Consider the following 18,235-nt stretch of genomic DNA (forward strand, 5'->3'; position numbering starts at 1 on the left):
GAATATAAATAAGGAATAAAAAAGATGGAGCCCATAACCGGATTTGAACCGGTGACCTCTTCCTTACCAAGGAAGTGCTCTACCTGCTGAGCTATATGGACTGATTGACTTCTGGAGCGGGTGATGGGAATCGAACCCACACCATCAGCTTGGAAGGCTGAGGTTCTACCATTGAACTACACCCGCAAGTTAAATGGTGGAGGGGGTAGGATTCGAACCTACGAAGGCTGAGCCGGCAGATTTACAGTCTGCTCCCTTTGACCGCTCGGGAACCCCTCCGGGAAAGTAGGCGCGCATTATATACAGCGCGCCTGTGACGTCAAGCGCAACCTGACATTTTTATTCCCGGATTTTTTAACCACCTTATATTACAAGCGGTTTATTCTGCGGCGATCGTCGCGGCAAGGCGGTGATTTTCCACGTCATACGCTGCCAACTGCCCGCCCCAGGCGTAACCGCCATCGAGGCAGACAATTTTCCCTTCCGTGCGCAGCCCCAGACTCGCCCAATGACCAAACAACTGCCGCCAGTCGCACGTTTGCGTAACGCTGAACCACGGTTGCAAGCCATCCGTCTTCTCCGGCTGGTCTTTCGCGGTCAGATTCAGGCTGCCATCCGCATTCAGATAACGCATCCGGCAGAAGGCATTGACCGCGAAGCGCCAGAAATCCATCCCCTGCCAATCCGGCGACCACTGATTCGGCCAATCGCCAAAAATTTCGCGCAAAAAATCACGATAACCGCTGCCACGCAACTGCGCCGATACCGCATCGCTCGCTGCCTGTCCTTGCTCCAGCGACCACTGCGGGAACAGCCCCGCGTGCGACATCACCGTCTGCAAACGCGCATCAGCGTGTAGCAACGGAAACTGCCGCAGCCCGTCAATCAACTCCTCGCCGTCATCCTCGCGCAACAGCTCCAGCGCGGCAGGCTGCATCCGGTTACCCGGAAAACGCTGCGCCTGCACCAAAAACGAAAAATCATGATTGCCGAGCACCACCCGCTTGCGCGCAAGACCATGCACGAAGCGCAACACCCCCGCCGAATCCGGGCCGCGATTGACCAAATCGCCGACGAACCACAACTCGTCGCCATCGCCATAACCCGCCTTGTCCAACAAGCGCAACAGCGCCTCAAAATGCCCATGCACATCGCCAACCGCCAAAATCGCCATAAAAACCCCCGCTATAATGCAGCACAAAAACCGGTATCTTACATGAACACCCTCTACAACCTGCTACTGCACCTGCTCGCCCCCCTTGCCCTGCTCCGCCTCCTCTACAAATCGCGGCAAAACCCCGCCTACCGCCGCCACCTCAGCGAACGCTTCGCCCGCCGCCTCCCCCCTGCCCTGCCGGACAGCCTCTGGGTACACACCGTCAGCGTCGGCGAATTTCTCGCCATCCGCCCGCTGCTCGACAGTCTCCTCGCCACCCATCCCGCCATCAACCTCTGGCTCACCTGCACCACCCCGACCGGCCGCGCACAAATCGCCCAATACCAAGCGCGCCACCCACAGCGCGTCGCCTACAGCTACCTGCCCTACGACACCGTTGCCAACAGCCGCCGCATCCTCGCCCACATCCGGCCGCGCGCGCTCATCCTCATGGAAACCGAAATCTGGCCGAACCTCATCCGCTGCGCCGCCCGCGCGGGCATCCCGGTCATCCTTACCAACGCCCGCCTCTCCGCCAAATCGCTGCGTGGATACTACCGCTACGCCCGCCGCCTGCTGCGTGAACCGCTCGCCCACCTGCAAGTGAACGCGCAAACCCGCCAAGACGCGCGCCGCTTCCGCCAACTGGGCGTGCCTGCCACCAACATTACCATCACCCCCAACCTCAAATACCAAACCCCGCCGGAAACCCCGCTGCCGCCCGACATCGCCGCCGCGCGTGCGCCCGACACCTGGATTGCCGCCAGCACCCACTCCGGCGAAGACGAAATTGCCCTCGCCGCGCACCGCCTCGTCCAACAAACCCTGCCGCACGCCCGCCTCATCCTCGCGCCGCGCCACCCCGAACGCCGCGACGCCGTTGCCCAACAAGTGCGCGACGCCGGTTACACCCCGCGCCTGCGCAGCCGGGGCGAAAGCGCCAGCGGCGACCGCGACATCCTCATCCTCGATACCCTCGGCGAACTCGCCCACTACTACCGCATCAGCGACCTCGCCTATATCGGTGGCAGCCTCGTCGCCCACGGCGGCCACAACCCGCTCGAAGCGCTGCACGCGGATATCCCCGTCGCCTTTGGCAAAAGTATGTACAACTTCCAGCACATCCGCGACCGCCTCGTGCGACAACCCTTCGCGCGCGAACTCGCCGACAACCGCCCCGAAACCCTCGCCGCCGCCCTGCTCGTGCTGCACGCCGCGCCGCACACCGACGCCATCCGCGCCCACATGAGCGGCTACGACCACATCGTCGCCGCGCACCTGCACTACCTTGAGCCCTACCTGTAGCGCCCGCCTCATTTACATACACATGGAGCGCTCAAGTGTATGTAAATGACAAACAGCCCCCGGAAAATGACCGAAACGCAACCCCGGCCAACATTGCCCAAACCTTACCGCCGGGGTACATTACGCGCCCGAAAAACCTGACCCACGGAGAAACCACATGAAAAAACACATCCAGCCCGCAGGCCTGCTCGTTGCCCTGCTGCTCACCGGCTGCATGGGCGGCCTCACCAACAACACCCCGGCCGCACCGCAAGCCGACGCACAAACCCCGCCGCCCGCCGCCCAGCCGGCCACCGACCCGTTCAAAGGCACCTACAACGGCGTCCTGCCCTGCGCGGACTGCGACGGCCTGCAAACCAGCCTGACCTTGGACGGCGCGGGCAAATACACCATCCAGTCCACCAAACTGGGCAAAAAACCGGAAAGCCACACCGCCAGCGGCCTCTACCGCTACACCACCGACAAAAAACACCTGCAACTGGACAACAACGCCAGCAACCTCACCTTCATGGTGGGCGACAGCTTCCTCGAAGTCCGCCTGCCGGACGGCAGCAAAGGCGAACGCCCGCTGCCGGACGACAACTACCGCCTCAAGCGCCAATAAGCGCGCAGCAAAAAAGCCGGATGCACATCCGGCTTTTTAATGGCCTACATCCGGCGTCGGGTATAGCCATCCACCGAAAGTTTCAGACAAGGCGCGTCGCCGAAGACAGTACGCGGTTGTACGGCGCGGGTTTCCCTAAAAAATGGCGAAGCCATTTTTTAGGGTGCCCGGTCAGGCGACGCAACACCGTATGAGGCTTTCGGTGGATGGCTATATATGGCGGCGCAGCCGACACACCGGTGTAGGTCGGGCATTCATGCCCGACGTTTTTTGATGTCGGCCATCAATGGCCGACCTACGACTTGCCCCACCACCGCAACACCATTCGCCATAACCCGGATGCGGCGCGTAGAGCGTGTCTGCGACACACCCTGCGGGTTATGGATTGCCGTATCCCGTTATCCACAGGGCAGCGAGGTTGTCAGCCATTTTTCTTGTTTCAAATCGTTATGGTGATGGCAATCCGCTAGTCGTGCGCCTCCGGGCGCGGCTCGGTTTTGCAGGCGGCGCGTTGGGCTTCCAGTTGGCGTTCCACCGCTGCGGCAGCGGCGATTTTGGCCGGGTCAAAGGTGCTTTTCCCCAGGTCAATGTGGCTGGTGTCGTATGTGGTACTCGCGCCGCGCAGCGGATAGCCGGTCAGTTTCCGTATTTGCCGCATCAGGCCGAGGGGTGGAACGCTGCTGCTGCCGACGGTGATGCCGCCGTCTGCGTACCGGCAAATGAGTGCGGCCTCCCGCACGGAATCGTGGTAGCCCATCTGGTGATGGTGCTCCTGCTCGCAATGGCAGACGGGCATTGCCGCCGGGAAGGCGTTGTCCAGCACGCGATAGTTGATGTTTTCCTGCCCTTGCCAGGCGAGCAGCGGCGCGTCGCCCATGCCGCTGACGTCGCCGTAGTTGTCGCACACCACCGCCAGCGGCGCCCTGCCTGCGATGTGCCAGTTCACCGGGCTCCTGCTGGAGAGGAGCAGGACGTAAGGCGTGTCGTCCGTGGGCGCTTGCAGGGTGAGGCGGTTGTAGTAGTCGCTGCTTTCATGGACGGCGGCGATGTGAACGACGGTCTCCGGTGGCAGTTTGAGGGCAGCGAGGGCTGTGGCAAGGTCTTCGCTCCGGTAGGCGGGCGTGTCGTCCGGGGTGAATGCCAACTGGAATGCTGCACTATGCCAGTGGTTGTTGTATTCCACTTCAAGCAAGTGGTCGCCTGCGTCCAGCGTCAGCAGCGGCAGTTCGGTGGGGGGTACCGAACAGCTTCCGCAATTTGGGAGCGTACTTCTTTCGGCAATGATGTGTTTGTCGAGCAGGATGCGCGCCCGCGCCCAGCCGAGGTCGGTATGGATGCGGTAACGCCCCGGTTGCGGGACGTGCAGGGTGCCGACCCAGTAGGCGCCGAAATGTTCGGCTTGTATGTTGAGAAAGGGTGAGCTGTCGCTGTAATTGATGGCGATGCGACCACGGTGTTCGCTGGCAATGACCCGCTCCGGCCAGCGGGTATCAAGGTAGTAAGCGGTAAAGCCCTGTTTGGGGACGATACCGGCGGGGTTGTAGATGTCGCCCCAGCTGCGTGTTGCCCGCGGGTAGTCGGCAAGGCGTTCGCCGGATGATGCGGCGGCGGGCGGTGTGCGTGTGGTTGCCCGTGCCAGACTTTCCTCTACCGCGTCGTCTGCGGCGTGTCCCGCTATCGGTTGCAGGGTAGCGGCGAAGGTTCTGGCGATGCGATCCGTGCGCGCCCGGATGTCTTCGGGCAGAAGCGGCAGCGGTTCGTCTTCCTGCGGGACGTCATATGCTGGTGCCGGCTGGTTTTCTGCTGACTGCAGGGGGCTTATTAGCCCGTAGTTGGGGTTGGATTGCCGGATGAGCATCGCGTCAATCAGGTAGTGATAGCGCCAGTAACCGAAGGTGCAGAAGGTTGCGAGGGCGACCAGGACGAAGAGGGCGACAAGGGTTTTGGTTTTCATGGCGTTATTTTTGCAGCTGGTTGACGGTGAGGGCGAAGTTGGTGGTGTACCAGCGGTTTGCCATTTCCACCTCGAGCAGGTAGCGGCCACGGTCGAGCGGGACGATAACCGCGCTGTCTTCGCCGAAGCCTTCCAGGAGGTTTTGCCCGTTGAGGAGGATGCGGATGTCCGAGCGAGTGCGACGGGTGGCAATTTCGTATTCGCCCCGTTGCGGGATGTCCAGCCAGCCGACCCAGTAGGCGGCGAATTGTGGCGAGGGAATGCCTCTGAAGTCGCTGTTCCGGTAATGGACGGCGATATGTTTGTCGCGCTCCCTGCCGATGATGCGGGCAGGGTCTCGCCACAGCACGCCCATGCCCCAGGTGGGACTGGTATGGCGTTCAGGGTTGAAGCCGGGGTTCAGCCCGGATGCGTGTGCGGGATGGGTGATGTCAGCGGGATTGCCGCTGGTGAGGTACCAGACGTCAAAGCCGCTTTCCGGGATTTCGTTACCGGGGTTGAGGATTTCACCCCAGCGTAACGGCGCGGGCGGCTCATTGCGGAGGGTTTTCCGGGATTCGGCGCGTGGCCAGATGGGAAGGTCATCCTCGCTGTGGCGGGTCTGATACATCATGCCCAGCAGCAGGACGACTATCAGGCCGCTGGCGAGGTAAAAGAGGATGCGGAAGCTGGCGACGGGCTTACGCGGCGGGGTCTTCATGGCGCGACCTTGTCGATATGCAGGGAAAAATCGGCGGTGTACCAGTCGTTGCGGTATTCCGCTTCGAGGGTGTAATCGCCCGGCGTCAGGCGCAGGGTAACGGGCGCGCCGCTGCTGATGCGGTGGCGGTTGAGCAGGAGGCGCAACTGCCCCTTTCCGGCCTGGGGCGTGATGCGGTAATCACCGCCTTCGTCAATGCGCAGCGTCCCCATCCAGCAAGCGGCAAAATCCTGTGCGGGGATGCCCTTGAAGGCGTTGTAGCGGTAATGGATGTTGATGGCGGCGACATTTTCCGTGGCAATCAGCCGTTCAGGCTCGTCGCGCCAGCGGCTGGCGAATGCCTCCACGGCAAGCGGACGGTAACGCGATGGCGGAGCGTCGTCGCGCGTCGCCGCTTTGCGCTCGTCGATGACGCGCGGATCGCCGGTGGTGAGGTAATACGCGGTGAAGCCGCTGACAGGCGCGCGGGCGCCCAGGGCATCGCTCCAACGGTCGGCAACGACGGGGTAATCCTCCAGCGTGAGACGGTCTGCGGTGAGCACGGCAAGGCGGGGAATATCGTGCTTGTCCGCCGTATCGCGACCGGGTGGCCGCAAGGTGTATTCATCGGGGTTCAAGCCTTCATCACGCAGGATTTGCCGCTCGCGGGCGACTGCCCACCGCTCAAGCCCGGCGCGTTCGGACAGTTGCCACAAGGTATCGCCGGTGACAACGGCGATGGCGAGAACCAGCGGGATTGTGCGGGAAGTATTGCGGGGGTTCATGGGGTTGAATGGGGTGGCAAGGTTGATGCTTTGGGATGGCCGTTCGGGATGTGTGGCGGCGCAGCCGACACGCACGCGGGGAATTTTGCATCGGGAACCGCGTGCGTGCCTGCGGCACACCGGTGCAGGTCGGGCATTCATGCCCGACGTTTTTGAGGTCGGCCATCAATGGCCGACCTACGCAGTAGGCGTAGGGTGGGGCTTGCCCCACCACCACAAAACCGTCGTATCACCGTGCGCCGAGGTGCAGTCTATGGCGGATTCTGGGTGTAGGGTGTGTGGCGGCGCAACCGACACGCACGCGGGGAATTTTGCATCGGGAACCGCGTGCGTGCCTGCGGCACACCGGTGTAGGTCGGGCATTCATGCCCGACGTTTTTGATGTCGGCCATCAATGGCCGACCTACGCAGTAGGCGTAGGGTGGGGCAGCAAAACCATTGAAAAACAGCAATTTAAATTCATAGGCAATATCGCTCACCCCCACCCTGCCCCTCCCCCGCTGCGGGCTTCGCCCTGCGGGGGAGGGGATTTTCGCTTTTACCCGCAGACTTCAAACAGGCTCTTATACATACAGGGTAGCGGGGTTGGTGTATGTAAATGCTATTTCCCCGCCGACAGTTTTTGCGCCTGCTCAATCAGCGCAATCAGTCCGGCGCGTTCGCCGTAGGGGTCTGCGCCTTTGGCGGCCTGCGCCAAGCGGAGGATGCCCGCCCAGTCGAGGGCGCCGTTGTCCGCGCCGCCTTTCAGCGCCTGCGCGTAGCTGGCGGCGGCGATGGCGAAGCGGGTCGCGTCATCGGCATCCGCCAGCGGGATGCTTTTCGCCGCAATTGCCTGCTCAATCAACTGGCTTTGTTCGCCCTCTGGCGTCTTGTAGCGCAGTTTGAGCCAGCCGTATTCGTCCGCGCGGCCGCTCGCGGCGGGGGCGTTCTGGTAGTGGCGTTCGTCGAGCCAGCCGGTTTTGCCTTGCGGGATGATTTCGTAGAGGGCGGTGACGTTGCTGCCCGCGCCGATGTCGCCTGCGTCCACGCGGTCGTTGTTGAAGTCTTCTTCGCGCAAGCGGCGGTTTTCGTAGCCGACGAGGCGGTATTCCTTGACCGCCGCCGGGTTAAATTCCATCTGGATTTTGACGTCGCGCGCGACGGTGGCCAGCGTCGAGCCGAGTTGGCGTACCAGCACTTTTTTCGCCTCGTCTTCGTTGTCGATGTAGCTGTAGTTGCCGTCGCCCGCATCTGCCAGTTGTTCCATCATTTCGTCGTTGTAGTTGCCCGCGCCGAAGCCGAGGGTGGTGAGGCTGATGCCGCTTTTGCGTTTCTCGGCCACATAGCTTTTCAGCGCCGCCGGGTCGCTGATGCCGACGTTAAAGTCGCCGTCGGTGGCGAGCAGGATGCGGTTGATGCCGTCTTTGCGGTAGTTTTTCGCCGCCGCGTCGTAGGCCATGCGCAGCGCTTCGCCGCCGGCGGTGGCGCCGTGCGCGCGCAGCGGTTTGAGGGCGGCGATGATGGTTTCTTTTTGGTCGCCCGCGGTCGGCGACAGGATTTTGGCGGTGCTGCCGGAGTAGGTGATGAGGCTGATGCGGTCGTCGGCGCGCAGCGCTTCGGCGAAGTGGCAGACGGTTTTTTTCACCAGCGGCAGTTTGTCGGGGTCGTTCATCGAGCCGGAGGTATCGATGAGGAAGACGAGGTTGGCGGGCGGGCGCTTTTCCGGCGCAAGATCGGCCGCCTGGATGGCGATGCGGATGAGTTTGGCGTCCGCCTTCCACGGCGAATCCACCGTTTGCGTGTGCACGGCGAAGGGTTTGCCGTCCTGCGGCAGCGGGTAGCCGTAGGCGAAGTAGTTGAGGATTTCTTCGATGCGCACCGCGTCCGCGGGCGGCAGGCGGCCTTCGCGGGTAATCATGCGGCGGACGTTGCTGTAGCTGCCGGTATCGACGTCGATGCTGAAGGTGGAGACGGGCGTGTCGGCGACGCGGTGTACCGGGTTCGCGTCGCTGTGGGCGTAGCGTTCGCGGTTTGGCGCTTCTGCCGTGCCGCGAATGCCCACTCTGGCGACGGATTTGTTTAGCGCCCATTGGGGGTTGGCACCCGCCGGAACGGGCATATTGACGCCGAGGCGGTTCTCCAAATTGGGGGCGGCGACTTCTTTGGTCGTCGATGCAGGCGCGACCGGCGCCGCTTTCTGCAGAACGGGCGCGCTCATGGCGGCGTATTCCACCGGCGGGTCAAGCGGTGGCGGTTCCAGGTCGGCGCAGAGGTCGGCAGCGCGGGCGATGCTGCCAGCGGCGAGGAGGACGAGGGCGGAAAGGCGGTTTTTCATGGGATGCTCCGGTTGGGGGAATGCGGCGATTATAGCCAGCCATTGCAAAAAACGCTGCGCTGCGCCACATTGGCGCTTTTCCCAACCCCGGAGACCGCATGACCCATCCCCTTCTCGTCCTTGACGGCGGCATGAGCCGCGAGCTGCTGCGCTTCGGCGCGCCCTTTGCCCAGCCGGAATGGTCGGCGCTGGCGCTCCTGGAAGCGCCAGCCTTCGTGCAGGACGTCCACGCCGCCTTTATCGCCGCAGGTGCCGACATCATCACCAGCGACAGTTACGCGCTCGTGCCGTTTCACATCGGCGAAGACCGCTTCCGTGCCCGCGCGCAGGAGCTGGCGGCGCTCGCCGGGAAACTGGCACGGCAGGCGGTTCAGGCAAGCGGTAAGGCGGTACGGGTCGCCGCGTCGCTGCCGCCGCTGTTCGGCTCGTACCGCCCGGACTTGTTCGACGCGGCGCGTGCGCCGGAAATCGCCCGCCCGCTGATTGACGGTCAGGCGCCCTACGCCGACCTGTGGCTGGCGGAGACGCAAAGCAGCATCGCCGAAGTGCGCACCCTGCACGCCCTCACCGCGCGCGACCGCCCCTTCTGGGCGTCGTTCACCCTCGAAGACGAGCGCCCGACCGCCGTGCCGCAACTGCGCAGCGGCGAGCCGGTCGCGCTGGCGGTTGCCCTCGCGCTGGAGCTGCATCTCGACGCGCTGCTCTTTAATTGCAGCCACCCCGAAGTGATGACCGCCGCCATTACCACCGCCCGCGCCGCGCTCGATGCGGCGCGCAGCCCGATGCGCCTCGGCGTCTATGCCAACGCCTTCGCCGCCCACGGCGCAGACGAAGAAGCGCTGCCCGCCAACGACGGCCTCGACGACATCCGCGCCGACCTCACCCCCGCTGCCTATTGCGACTGGGCAAAGCGCTGGCGCGCGGCAGGCGCGGACATCATCGGCGGCTGCTGCGGCGTCGGCGCGGCGCACATCGCGGCGATTGCACAATGGCGCGACGCCGTGCAACCATAAACCTTTCCCAACCCACGGAGCATTTCATGAAGAAAACCCTCATCGCCCTCGCCCTCGCGCTGGGCACCGTCGCCGTCCAGGCGGAAAACACCACCACGCTGCATGGCTCCATGCCTAGTGCCTTTGAAGTCCGCAAGGCTGAACTGCCGCAGCGCCTCGACGTCAAGCTGCCGGACAGCATCCGCCTCGCCGAACAGGCGGCAAAACTGGCGCCGCTTGACTACACCCCCGGCGAAGGCAAGACGTACTACTTTGACGCCAAGGGCAACAAGGCGGAGAAACCCGTCCAGGACGGCTACTACCGCAAAATCCTCGGCAGAACCGCCGATGGCCGCACCGTCGTCCAGGACTTCTACCAGGACAGCGACAAGCCGCAAATCGCGCCGAGCATCCTGCGCCAGGGCGCGGCAGAAGACGATTTCGACGGCGATTTGTCCGACAGTACCCTCGTCAACTACAACCGCGACGGCAGCGTCAGCACCATCGTCCCGCGACAAGACGGCAAGGCGACCGGCCATCCTGCCCTCTACGACAACGGCGTGCTGGTGATACAAGCCCCGCTCCCCGAAGGCGGCAGCGATGCCAACGACCCCTTCACCACGCTCGCCGCCTACGCGACGACGCACGGACGGATGTTCTACTCGGACGGCACGCTGATGGCGATTGTCCCGTCTGGCGACGGCAAGAAGGATGCCGCCACCGCCGCCCTCTGGCGTGCCGATGGCAGCCTGCTGATGTCGCAACGCAAGCAGGGCGACAAGGAAGAAATCACCTTTTGGAGCGCGGACGGCAAGGCGCTGGAAAAAGGCTCGCTGGCAGAAATGAAAGCCGCGCAGGAAATGCTGAAACTGATGGACTCGATTGAAAACACAACCAAGGCGATGAAAGAACAGCTCCAATAGGGGGTGTTTGCAATTCATTTTGGATGCGGTCGCTACGCGATTTTTCACACCCCCTCCCTGACTCTCCCCTGCAGGGCGCGCCGCCCCGCAGCGGGCGAGTTCCGCGTAGGGTGTGTGGCGGCGTAGCCGACACGCACGCGGGAATTTGATATCGGCAAACGCGTGCGTGCCTGCGGCACACACCCTACAAACCAATGGTGTAGCTCACAAAATCGTCGCCACGCAACCGCATTGGATTGGGCGTGTTTACGGCTGAATGGTAAACAGGCCTTAACCAAACTTGCGAATGAAATCATCATGTTATAGCCAATTGTAAACAGCGCCTAAGCCTGTTTGCAATTCCGCCCGCCGCCGGTACGGTCATTGAAACCCTGCCGGCGGCGCGCGCAGCGGATTCCGTTTTTAATATCGAGCAAGAGGTCAATATGAAAAAATTTTTGTCTGTCTGCCTGCTGTCGGCATCAGCCGTGGCATTTGCAGAAGTCCAACAGATTGGCGACGAGGGCATGAAAACGCTCGGCACGGATTTTGTATAACTCGTCCAGACCAACAACCATGCTGCCGGTATCCAGGCGTTTTCGCACAAATACGGCTTCCAGCCCTTTGATTCGGTGACTGCCGGTCTGGCAGACCATGCACTGATGGTGCTGGAATCGGCGCCTCCGGCAGCGGATGACGGGGGGATTCCCGCCATGTTGCTCGCGGTTTTTGATGACAAGGTGCAATCCGTTGCCGTCGTCGGCGGCATGGAAGACGCCAATGTCAAAGTCATCGCGCAGCATTGGCATTGTGAGGACATCAAATACGCGCAGGATGTGATGCGCATGGCGTGGTGTCGCCCCAAAAGTGCCGGGCCGGGAGCAGAAGATGTGAGTCCGATGGATATGCGGATATTGAGCGCCATCATGCGTTTTTATGCCTCGCTGCCGTGAGCGCCAGACCGTGATGCGACAGGCACGCCATGAAAAACCGCCCCGGAGGGCGGTTTTTTGCGGCGGTTATTGGCCTTTTTTCTTGTCCGTCTTGGCGACGGGTTTGGCCGGTTGTGGCGGGGCGGAGCTTTCCGGGACTTCGCTCAGCGCGTTGCCGTTGTTGTTTTCTACCGGTACTTCCGGCAGCGGTTTGATGTGCCAGATGTTTTTGGCGTAGTCCTCGATTGAGCGGTCGGAGGAGAAGTAGCCCATGTTGGCGATGTTGGCGATTGCCGATCTTGCCCAGGCGTCCTGGTCGCGGTAGCGGCGGTCAATCCGTCCCTGGGCTTCGACGTAGCTGCGGAAGTCGGCCAGTACCTGGTAGTAGTCGCTGAAGATGTGCAGGTTTTCGTGGTAGCGGCTCGGCTCTTCCGGTGAGAAGGCGCCGGAGGTTATCTGGATGACGGTTTCGTGCAGTTCCGGGTCGTTTTCGAGGTAGAGCAGCGGTGAGTAGCCGCGCTGGCGCAGCGCTTCGACTTGTTCGACGGTGTTGCCGAAGATGAAGATGTTTTCTTCGCCGACGGCATTCAGGATTTCGACGTTGGCGCCGTCCAGCGTGCCGACGGTGAGTGCGCCGTTCAATGCGAATTTCATGTTGCTGGTGCCGCTGGCTTCGGTACCGGCGAGCGAGATTTGTTCGGAGATGTCCGCCGCCGGGATGATGAGCTGCGCCAGGCTGACGCCGTAGTTGGGGATGAAGACGACTTTGATGAGGTCGCGGATGCGGCCATCGTTGTTGATGACGTTGGCGATGTCGTTGATGAGGTGGATGATTTTTTTCGCCGCGTAGTAGGCGCTCGCCGCTTTGCCGGCAAAGATGAAGACGCGCGGCACCCAGTCGGCATCTGGATTTTTGAGGATGCGGTTGTATCTGCTGATGATGTGGAGGATGTTCATCAGTTGCCGCTTGTATTCGTGGATGCGCTTGATTTGTACGTCAAAGAGGGCATCCGGGCTGACGGTGATGCCGAGTTCGGCTTCGATCCAGTCGGCGAGGCGCTGTTTGTTTTGTCGTTTGACGGCGCGGATGTCGGCGCGGAAGGCGGCGTCTTCTTGCAGCGCTTTGAGCTTGGTCAGTTGTTCGAGGTGAACGCGCCAGTCGGCGCCGATGTGGCGGTCGATGAGTGCGGCGAGGTCGCGGTTGGCCAGCGCTATCCAGCGGCGCGGGGTGACGCCGTTGGTCACGTTGGTGAAGCGCTCGGGGTAGAGGCGGGCGAAGTCGGCGAAGATGGATTTGACCATGAGGTCGGAGTGGATTTTGGCGACGCCGTTGATTTTGTGCGAGCCGATGACCGCCAGCCATGCCATGCGCACACGGCGCTCGCCGCCTTCGTCGATGAGCGAGACGCGGCGGATGAAGTCGCCGTCGTAGCCCTGTTTGCGCAAGGTGTCGAGGAAGTGTTCGTTGATTTCAAAGATGAGTTGCAGGTGGCGCGGCAGGACGCGGCCCATCATTTCCACCGGCCAGGTTTCCAGCGCTTCGCCCATCAGGGTGTGGTTGGTGTAGCTGAAGATTTTGCCGCAGGCCGCCCAGGCGTCGTCCCATTTGACGCGGTGTTCGTCAATCAGGATGCGCATGAGTTCGGGGATGGCAAGCACCGGGTGGGTGTCGTTCAGGTGGATGGCGACGGTATCGGCCAGGGTGCTGATGTCCGGGTTTTCTTTGAGGTGGCGGCGGACGATGTCCTGCACGGAGGCGGAGGTGAGGAAGTATTCCTGGCGCAGGCGCAACTCTCGGCCAACGGCGGTGGAGTCGTCCGGGTAGAGGACGCGCGAGACGTTTTCTGAGGTGGTTTGTTTTTCGATGGCAGCGAAGTAGTCGCCGCGGTTGAAGTCGCCGAGGTTGAAGGTGTCGCCGGCGTGTGCCGTCCACAGGCGCAGGGTGTTCGCCGCCGCGGTGCCGTAGCCGGGGATAATCTGGTCGTAAGCGAGCGCGGTGATTTGGTCGCTGTTGTTCCAGATGCACTGTTCGCCCTGGTAGTGGATGTTGCCGCCAAAGCGGATGGTGTAGTGTTTGCTCGGGCGGCGGAATTGCCAGGCGATGTCCTGCTCAGTCCAGGAGTCCGGCCGCTCGACCTGTTTGCCGTTTTCGATGTCCTGGCGGAACATCCCGTATTCGTAGCGGATGCCATAGCCCATCGCCGGGATGCGCAGCGTCGCCAGGCTGTCCATGAAGCAGGCGGCGAGACGTCCCAGGCCGCCGTTGCCCAGACCCGGATCGCCTTCTTCGGCGATGATCTCATTCAAATCCTGTCCCAGTTCGGCCAGCGCCGCGCCCAGGTTGTCATAAACGTCTTCGGCGATGAGCGCGTTTGACAGCGCCCGCCCCATCAGAAATTCCATGGAGAGGTAATAGACGCGGCGCAGGTTTTCGCGGCGGGAATAGCGTGTGCTTTGCAGCCAGCGTTCGGCGGCAAGATCGCGCACCACCAGCAGCGCGGCGTTCAGCCAGTTGGTTTTGGTCGCCTCGGCCGGCGGGCAGCCCAAACCGAAAATGAGCTTGTACACCAGCGCCTCTTTCAGGCTCTGCACGTCGCTGCCGGGGGCGCGGTATTCATATTTTTGATTGCTGCTTAGCATGGGATCTCTCCATCGGGGTGAATTTGCCGAAATCATACGCCTCTCGCCTTAATTAAGGAAATGAAATGCCGTATTGCAGACATTCCACGCGCCGCCATCATCTTCACTTTGCTACGGATTCATGGCAAAGGGAAAAAAGTTTGCTTTATAATGCGCCGCTTTGCGTTATCCCCTCACAACAACACGAGAAGCCCATGAACATCACCCGAATAACCCCCCTCGCCCTGTCCGCCCTGATGCTCGCCACCCTTCCGGCGGCGGCACAAAACACCGCCGTTCCCCTTGACCGCGGCAACGAGCGCCTCTCCGAAGACAACATTGACAAAAGAGCGGTAGAAAACGCGCCAAAACTGCCCGCCGTCCGCCCCGCCAACACCCTGCCGAGCGACGCCGCCGGCCCGGAAAAAGACATCGTCTATACCCCGGAATACCTGAAAGCCCACCCGGAAGAGCTGGAAAAACTGCTGGTTGAACTCATCCGCCGCAACGAAACCGACGGCCTCAAACTGCTGCTGCCGATTTACGCCGAAGTGCCGAACCGCGACGACTCGCTCATTGACTGGGGCAACGCCATCATCGCCATGAACGAAAACCGCACCGGCGATGCCGTCCGCCTCTACCGCAAACTCATCTCCAACCTGCCGGACAACCGGATGCTGCGCTTCCAGACCGCGCTTGCGCTCTACCGCAACAACGAAATGATTGCCGCCAAAGAGCAACTGCAAAAACTGCGCAGCTCGGATGTCTCCGAAGCCGACCGCAAAGCGCTGGACGACTACATCGCCGCCATTGACCGCCGCGACCAGTGGTCATTCAACGGCAGCCTGAGCTACCTGCGCGACGACAACGTCAACGGCGTCGCCCCCAAAGGCACCCGCATTGAGCTCGGCAATGGCCGCAGCTTCACCTCCAACCGCGACCAGGAAAAAGCCAACGGCATCAGCTACAGCGTCGGTGCCGACAAAAAATGGTCCATCAACGACAACTTCTACAGCTCGCTGCACGGCGACCTCAGCGGCGTGTACTACTACAACAACAAAAACTACAACGACATCACCGCCCGCGTTGCCGCCGGTGGCGGCTTCCGCAACGCGCGCATTGACGTTGAAGTGACCCCGTTCGTACAAACCCGCTTCTACGGACGCGGCAGCAACGGCGACGGCAACCTGCACAACTACTCCAAATCCGCCGGTCTGCGCGTCGATACCTCCTACTGGATGACCCCGCGCTGGCGCTGGCAGAACAACGTCGAATACAGCTACGACAAGCACATCGATATGTACAACTACCTCGATGGCAACCGCATCAGCATGGGCAACACCGTCATGTTCTCGCCGAGTCAAAAACAATACTGGTTCGCCGGGCTGGATCTGAGCCACAAAAGCGCGCGCAGCGCCAGCGACGCCTACAACCGCTTCGGTACCCGCCTCGGCTGGGGACAAGAATGGGGCAAAGGCGTCTCCACCCGCCTGATGGGCAGCTACGGCAAGCGCTTCGCCAAGGACAAGGACTTCTTCAACATCAAGCGCCGCGACAACGAATACAACGTCAACCTCGCGCTGTGGCACCGCAACATCCACTTCCTCGGCATCACCCCGCGCCTCGTCTTCTCCTACAGCAAAATCGACAGCAACAACAAGTTCTACAGCTACGACACCAGCAAAGTCTATCTGGACTTCAGCCGCTCGTTCTGATGACCCGTTGCGATTACCCAGCAAAAAGCCGGATTTCTATCCGGCTTTTTTCATGGCTGCATCATCCCCGCGCGGTGATTTTCCACGCCTTGTGGATATTGGGGCGGCGGGCGAAGTCAAAGCCGATAGTGGCGGCGCTGATGTCTTCGCAGTGGTAGCGCCCGGCTATCGCCGGGTCGAGTTTGAAGCCGCGGTAGTTGTTGGAGAAATAGAGCGTGCCGCCGGGGGCGAGGCGCTTCATGCAGCGCTCTATCAGCGCAACGTGGTCGCGTTGTACGTCAAACACCCGCTGTTCTTTTTTGGTGTTGGAGAAGGTCGGCGGGTCGCAGAGGATGAGGCCGTACTGACTGTCGCCTTCTTGCAGCCACGCCATCACGTCTGCCTTGATGAGGCGGTGACGGCTGTCCAGTTCGTTGGCGTCGAAGTTGCGGTGCGCCCAGTCGAGGTAGGTTTGCGACAAATCGACGCTGGTGGTGTACGCAGCGCCGCCCAATGCCGCCTGCACGCTGGCGCTGGCGGTGTAGCAAAAGAGGTTGAGGAAGCGCAGACCACGGGCTTCTTCATATATACGGCGGCGCAGCGGGCGGTGGTCGAGAAAGAGGCCGGTGTCGAGGTAGTCGTGCAGGTTCACCAAGAGTTTTGCCGCGCCTTCGCGCACGGTGAGGTACTCGCCGCGTGCCGCCTGTTTTTGGTATTGGGCGCTGCCGCGCTGGCGTTCGCGCGTTTTCAGCACCAAGTTGGCGGCGGGGATTTCGAGGATTTGCGGGATGAGGTGCAAGGCGTCCAGCAGGCGTTTGCGCGCTTTTTCCGGGGCGACGGTTTTCGGCGGCGCGTATTCTTGGACGTGCACGTGGTCGCCGTAGATGTCCACCGCGACGGCGTATTCGGGCATGTCCTGGTCGTACACGCGGTAGGCGTTGGTTTCGGCGGCTTCCGCCGCTTTTTGCGCGGCGCGGCGGTTTTTACGCAGGCGGTTGGCGAGCATCCGCGCCTGTTCGTCCACCGGCGCGCCGGGGTCGTGCGTCTCGCCTTCGCCCTCGTGTTGTTCGCTGCGCAGGTAGAGCGCGATTTGGGTTTCGATGCCGCCGTTGTAGGCTTGGTACGTTTTGTGGCGTTGCAGGCGCAGGCGTTTCAGCAGGTCGGGGTTGCTGCTGATAATCGCCATTTGCCAGTTGGCGGGGAAGGTTTTGAACGCCGCGCCGAGCGCGTCGTAGGTGCCGACGAGTTCGCTCAAGGTGCCGAGGCGTTCGCCGTAGGGCGGGTTGGTGATGATGAGGCCGCGCGCGCCGTAGCCGGGTTGGGCGGTGAAGCGGACGAGCTCGCGCCGCTCCAGATGGAGGCAGTGGCCGAGGTCGAGGCGGGCGGCGTTGTCGCGTGCGCTGGCAAGGGTCGCGCCGTCGTGGTCGTAGCCCCAGATTTTCAGGTCAAGGCGACTAAGTCCCGCTTCGCGCCGCTCGCGCGCTTCTTCGAGCAGGCGCCGCCATACCGCCGGTTTGTGGCTTTGCCAATGGCTGAAGCCGAAATGTTGCCGCATCAGCGCCGGGGCGATGTCAGCCGCCATCAGCAGCGCTTCGAGCAGCAGGGTGCCGCTGCCGCAGAGCGGGTCGATGAGGTTGTAACCGTCGGCGGCGAGCTGCGGCCAGCCCGCGCGGTAAAGCAGGGTGGCGGCGAGGTGTTCTTTGATGGGCGCGGCGCCGTGCGCGAGGCGGTAGCCGCGCTGGTGCAGGCTGCCGCCGGCGAGGTCGAGGGCGAGGGTGAGGCGGCCTTTGCGCAAATGGGCGTCGATGCTGATGTCGGGGTTTTTTGCATCGACGTCGGGGCGGCGGTGCAGGGTGTCGCGCAGGTGGTCGGCGATGGCGTCCTTGACTTTGAGCGCGCCGAACTGGGTGTTGCGGATGCCCTGACCGATGCCGTTGAAATTCACCGCAAAGGTGCTGTCGGCGCTTAAGTGTTCGTCCCATGGCACCGCGCGGGCGAGGGCGTAGATGTCGTCGGGGTTGGCGACTTCGCCTTCGGCGACGATCCAGAGGACTCGGCTGGCGACGCGCGACCAGAGGCAGAGGCGGTAGGCGGTTTCGAGGTCGCCCGTGCCGGAGACAACGGCGACGCCGAGGCGGGCGTTTTGCAGGCCGAGGGCTTCAGCTTCGGCGAGCAGGACTTGTTCGCTGCCTTTGGCGCAGGGAAGGACGAGGGGGTGTTGCATCGGGTTCCTTGTGTGAGTAGTAGGGTGGGTCTTGACCCACCGTTATGCTTTTTCTGGCGGAGCAAGTTTTTCATG

General features: G+C 62.2%; 14 protein-coding genes and 3 tRNA genes. 6 read left to right on the plus strand and 11 right to left on the minus strand.

From position 1 onward, the window contains the following. Positions 1–25: 25 nt before the first annotated feature. The 4 genes from ACO54Z_RS06870 to ACO54Z_RS06885 all read right to left on the minus strand — a co-directional run bounded on the left by ACO54Z_RS06870 (position 26) and on the right by ACO54Z_RS06885 (position 1,174). Positions 26–101 (minus strand) — tRNA-Thr (locus ACO54Z_RS06870). 11 nt (positions 102–112) lie between these two features. Next, positions 113–186: transfer RNA gene (locus ACO54Z_RS06875), tRNA-Gly, on the minus strand. Between the two features lie 8 nt (positions 187–194). Beyond that, a tRNA-Tyr gene (locus tag ACO54Z_RS06880) sits at positions 195–279 on the minus strand. A gap of 100 nt (positions 280–379) precedes the next feature. Continuing rightward, positions 380–1,174: a symmetrical bis(5'-nucleosyl)-tetraphosphatase gene (locus ACO54Z_RS06885; RefSeq protein WP_485996360.1), complete on the minus strand. Its 795-nt coding sequence runs from the start codon at positions 1,172–1,174 to the stop codon at positions 380–382. Between the two features lie 42 nt (positions 1,175–1,216). Here ACO54Z_RS06885 and ACO54Z_RS06890 point away from each other — a divergent pair, with 42 nt between their 5' ends. Together ACO54Z_RS06890 and ACO54Z_RS06895 are read left to right on the plus strand one after the other, a co-directional pair. After that, complete coding sequence (locus tag ACO54Z_RS06890) at positions 1,217–2,461, plus strand: 3-deoxy-D-manno-octulosonic acid transferase (protein ID WP_485996361.1); 1,245 nt, start codon at positions 1,217–1,219, stop codon at positions 2,459–2,461. Between the two features lie 157 nt (positions 2,462–2,618). Next, a complete protein-coding gene (locus tag ACO54Z_RS06895) occupies positions 2,619–3,065 on the plus strand; it encodes a copper resistance protein NlpE (RefSeq protein ID WP_485996362.1) in 447 nt (148 codons plus the stop codon). Positions 3,066–3,531: 466 nt separating this feature from the next. Here the strand turns inward: ACO54Z_RS06895 and ACO54Z_RS06900 are convergent, their stop codons facing one another. From ACO54Z_RS06900 to ACO54Z_RS06915, 4 genes are all read right to left on the minus strand, one after another. Next, on the minus strand, positions 3,532–5,019 hold the full coding sequence (locus tag ACO54Z_RS06900) for a PA14 domain-containing protein (protein ID WP_485996363.1): 1,488 nt from the start codon (positions 5,017–5,019) through the stop codon (positions 3,532–3,534). 4 nt (positions 5,020–5,023) lie between these two features. Then, a complete protein-coding gene (locus ACO54Z_RS06905) occupies positions 5,024–5,719 on the minus strand; it encodes a hypothetical protein (protein WP_485996364.1) in 696 nt (231 codons plus the stop codon). Next, positions 5,716–6,483 (minus strand): hypothetical protein, encoded by a 768-nt coding sequence (locus ACO54Z_RS06910; protein WP_485996365.1) that lies wholly within the window; start codon positions 6,481–6,483, stop codon positions 5,716–5,718. The genes ACO54Z_RS06905 and ACO54Z_RS06910 overlap by 4 nt, the downstream gene beginning before the upstream one ends. A gap of 601 nt (positions 6,484–7,084) precedes the next feature. Continuing rightward, positions 7,085–8,797 (minus strand): vWA domain-containing protein, encoded by a 1,713-nt coding sequence (locus ACO54Z_RS06915; RefSeq protein ID WP_485996366.1) that lies wholly within the window; start codon positions 8,795–8,797, stop codon positions 7,085–7,087. Between the two features lie 98 nt (positions 8,798–8,895). On the opposite strand from ACO54Z_RS06915, the gene ACO54Z_RS06920 reads away from it, so the two are divergent. Both ACO54Z_RS06920 and ACO54Z_RS06925 read left to right on the plus strand, forming a co-directional pair. Next, positions 8,896–9,810 (plus strand): homocysteine S-methyltransferase family protein, encoded by a 915-nt coding sequence (locus ACO54Z_RS06920; protein WP_485996367.1) that lies wholly within the window; start codon positions 8,896–8,898, stop codon positions 9,808–9,810. A 26-nt stretch (positions 9,811–9,836) separates the two neighbouring features. Then, positions 9,837–10,712: a hypothetical protein gene (locus ACO54Z_RS06925; RefSeq protein WP_485996368.1), complete on the plus strand. Its 876-nt coding sequence runs from the start codon at positions 9,837–9,839 to the stop codon at positions 10,710–10,712. A 461-nt stretch (positions 10,713–11,173) separates the two neighbouring features. Here ACO54Z_RS06925 and ACO54Z_RS06930 read toward each other — a convergent pair whose 3' ends face one another. After that, entirely contained in the window at positions 11,174–11,296 is a 123-nt protein-coding gene (locus ACO54Z_RS06930) for a hypothetical protein (protein WP_485996369.1), read from the minus strand. Positions 11,297–11,404: 108 nt separating this feature from the next. Between ACO54Z_RS06930 and ACO54Z_RS06935 the strand changes: the two genes are divergently transcribed. Next, positions 11,405–11,644, plus strand: a complete 240-nt coding sequence (locus tag ACO54Z_RS06935; protein WP_485996370.1) for a hypothetical protein — start codon at positions 11,405–11,407, stop codon at positions 11,642–11,644. A 66-nt stretch (positions 11,645–11,710) separates the two neighbouring features. Here the strand turns inward: ACO54Z_RS06935 and ACO54Z_RS06940 are convergent, their stop codons facing one another. Further along, positions 11,711–14,263 carry a glycogen/starch/alpha-glucan phosphorylase gene (locus ACO54Z_RS06940; protein ID WP_485996371.1) on the minus strand — a complete coding sequence of 851 codons (2,553 nt, stop codon included), beginning with the start codon at positions 14,261–14,263 and terminating at the stop codon, positions 11,711–11,713. 194 nt (positions 14,264–14,457) lie between these two features. On the opposite strand from ACO54Z_RS06940, the gene ACO54Z_RS06945 reads away from it, so the two are divergent. Next, a complete protein-coding gene (locus ACO54Z_RS06945; RefSeq protein ID WP_298081474.1) occupies positions 14,458–15,957 on the plus strand; it encodes a surface lipoprotein assembly modifier in 1,500 nt (499 codons plus the stop codon). A gap of 61 nt (positions 15,958–16,018) precedes the next feature. Here ACO54Z_RS06945 and rlmKL read toward each other — a convergent pair whose 3' ends face one another. Then, positions 16,019–18,160, minus strand: coding sequence for a bifunctional 23S rRNA (guanine(2069)-N(7))-methyltransferase RlmK/23S rRNA (guanine(2445)-N(2))-methyltransferase RlmL (gene rlmKL / locus ACO54Z_RS06950; RefSeq protein WP_485996372.1), 2,142 nt, complete (start codon positions 18,158–18,160; stop codon positions 16,019–16,021). Positions 18,161–18,235: the final 75 nt, after the last annotated feature.

The organism is Cardiobacterium sp., assembly GCF_057314735.1.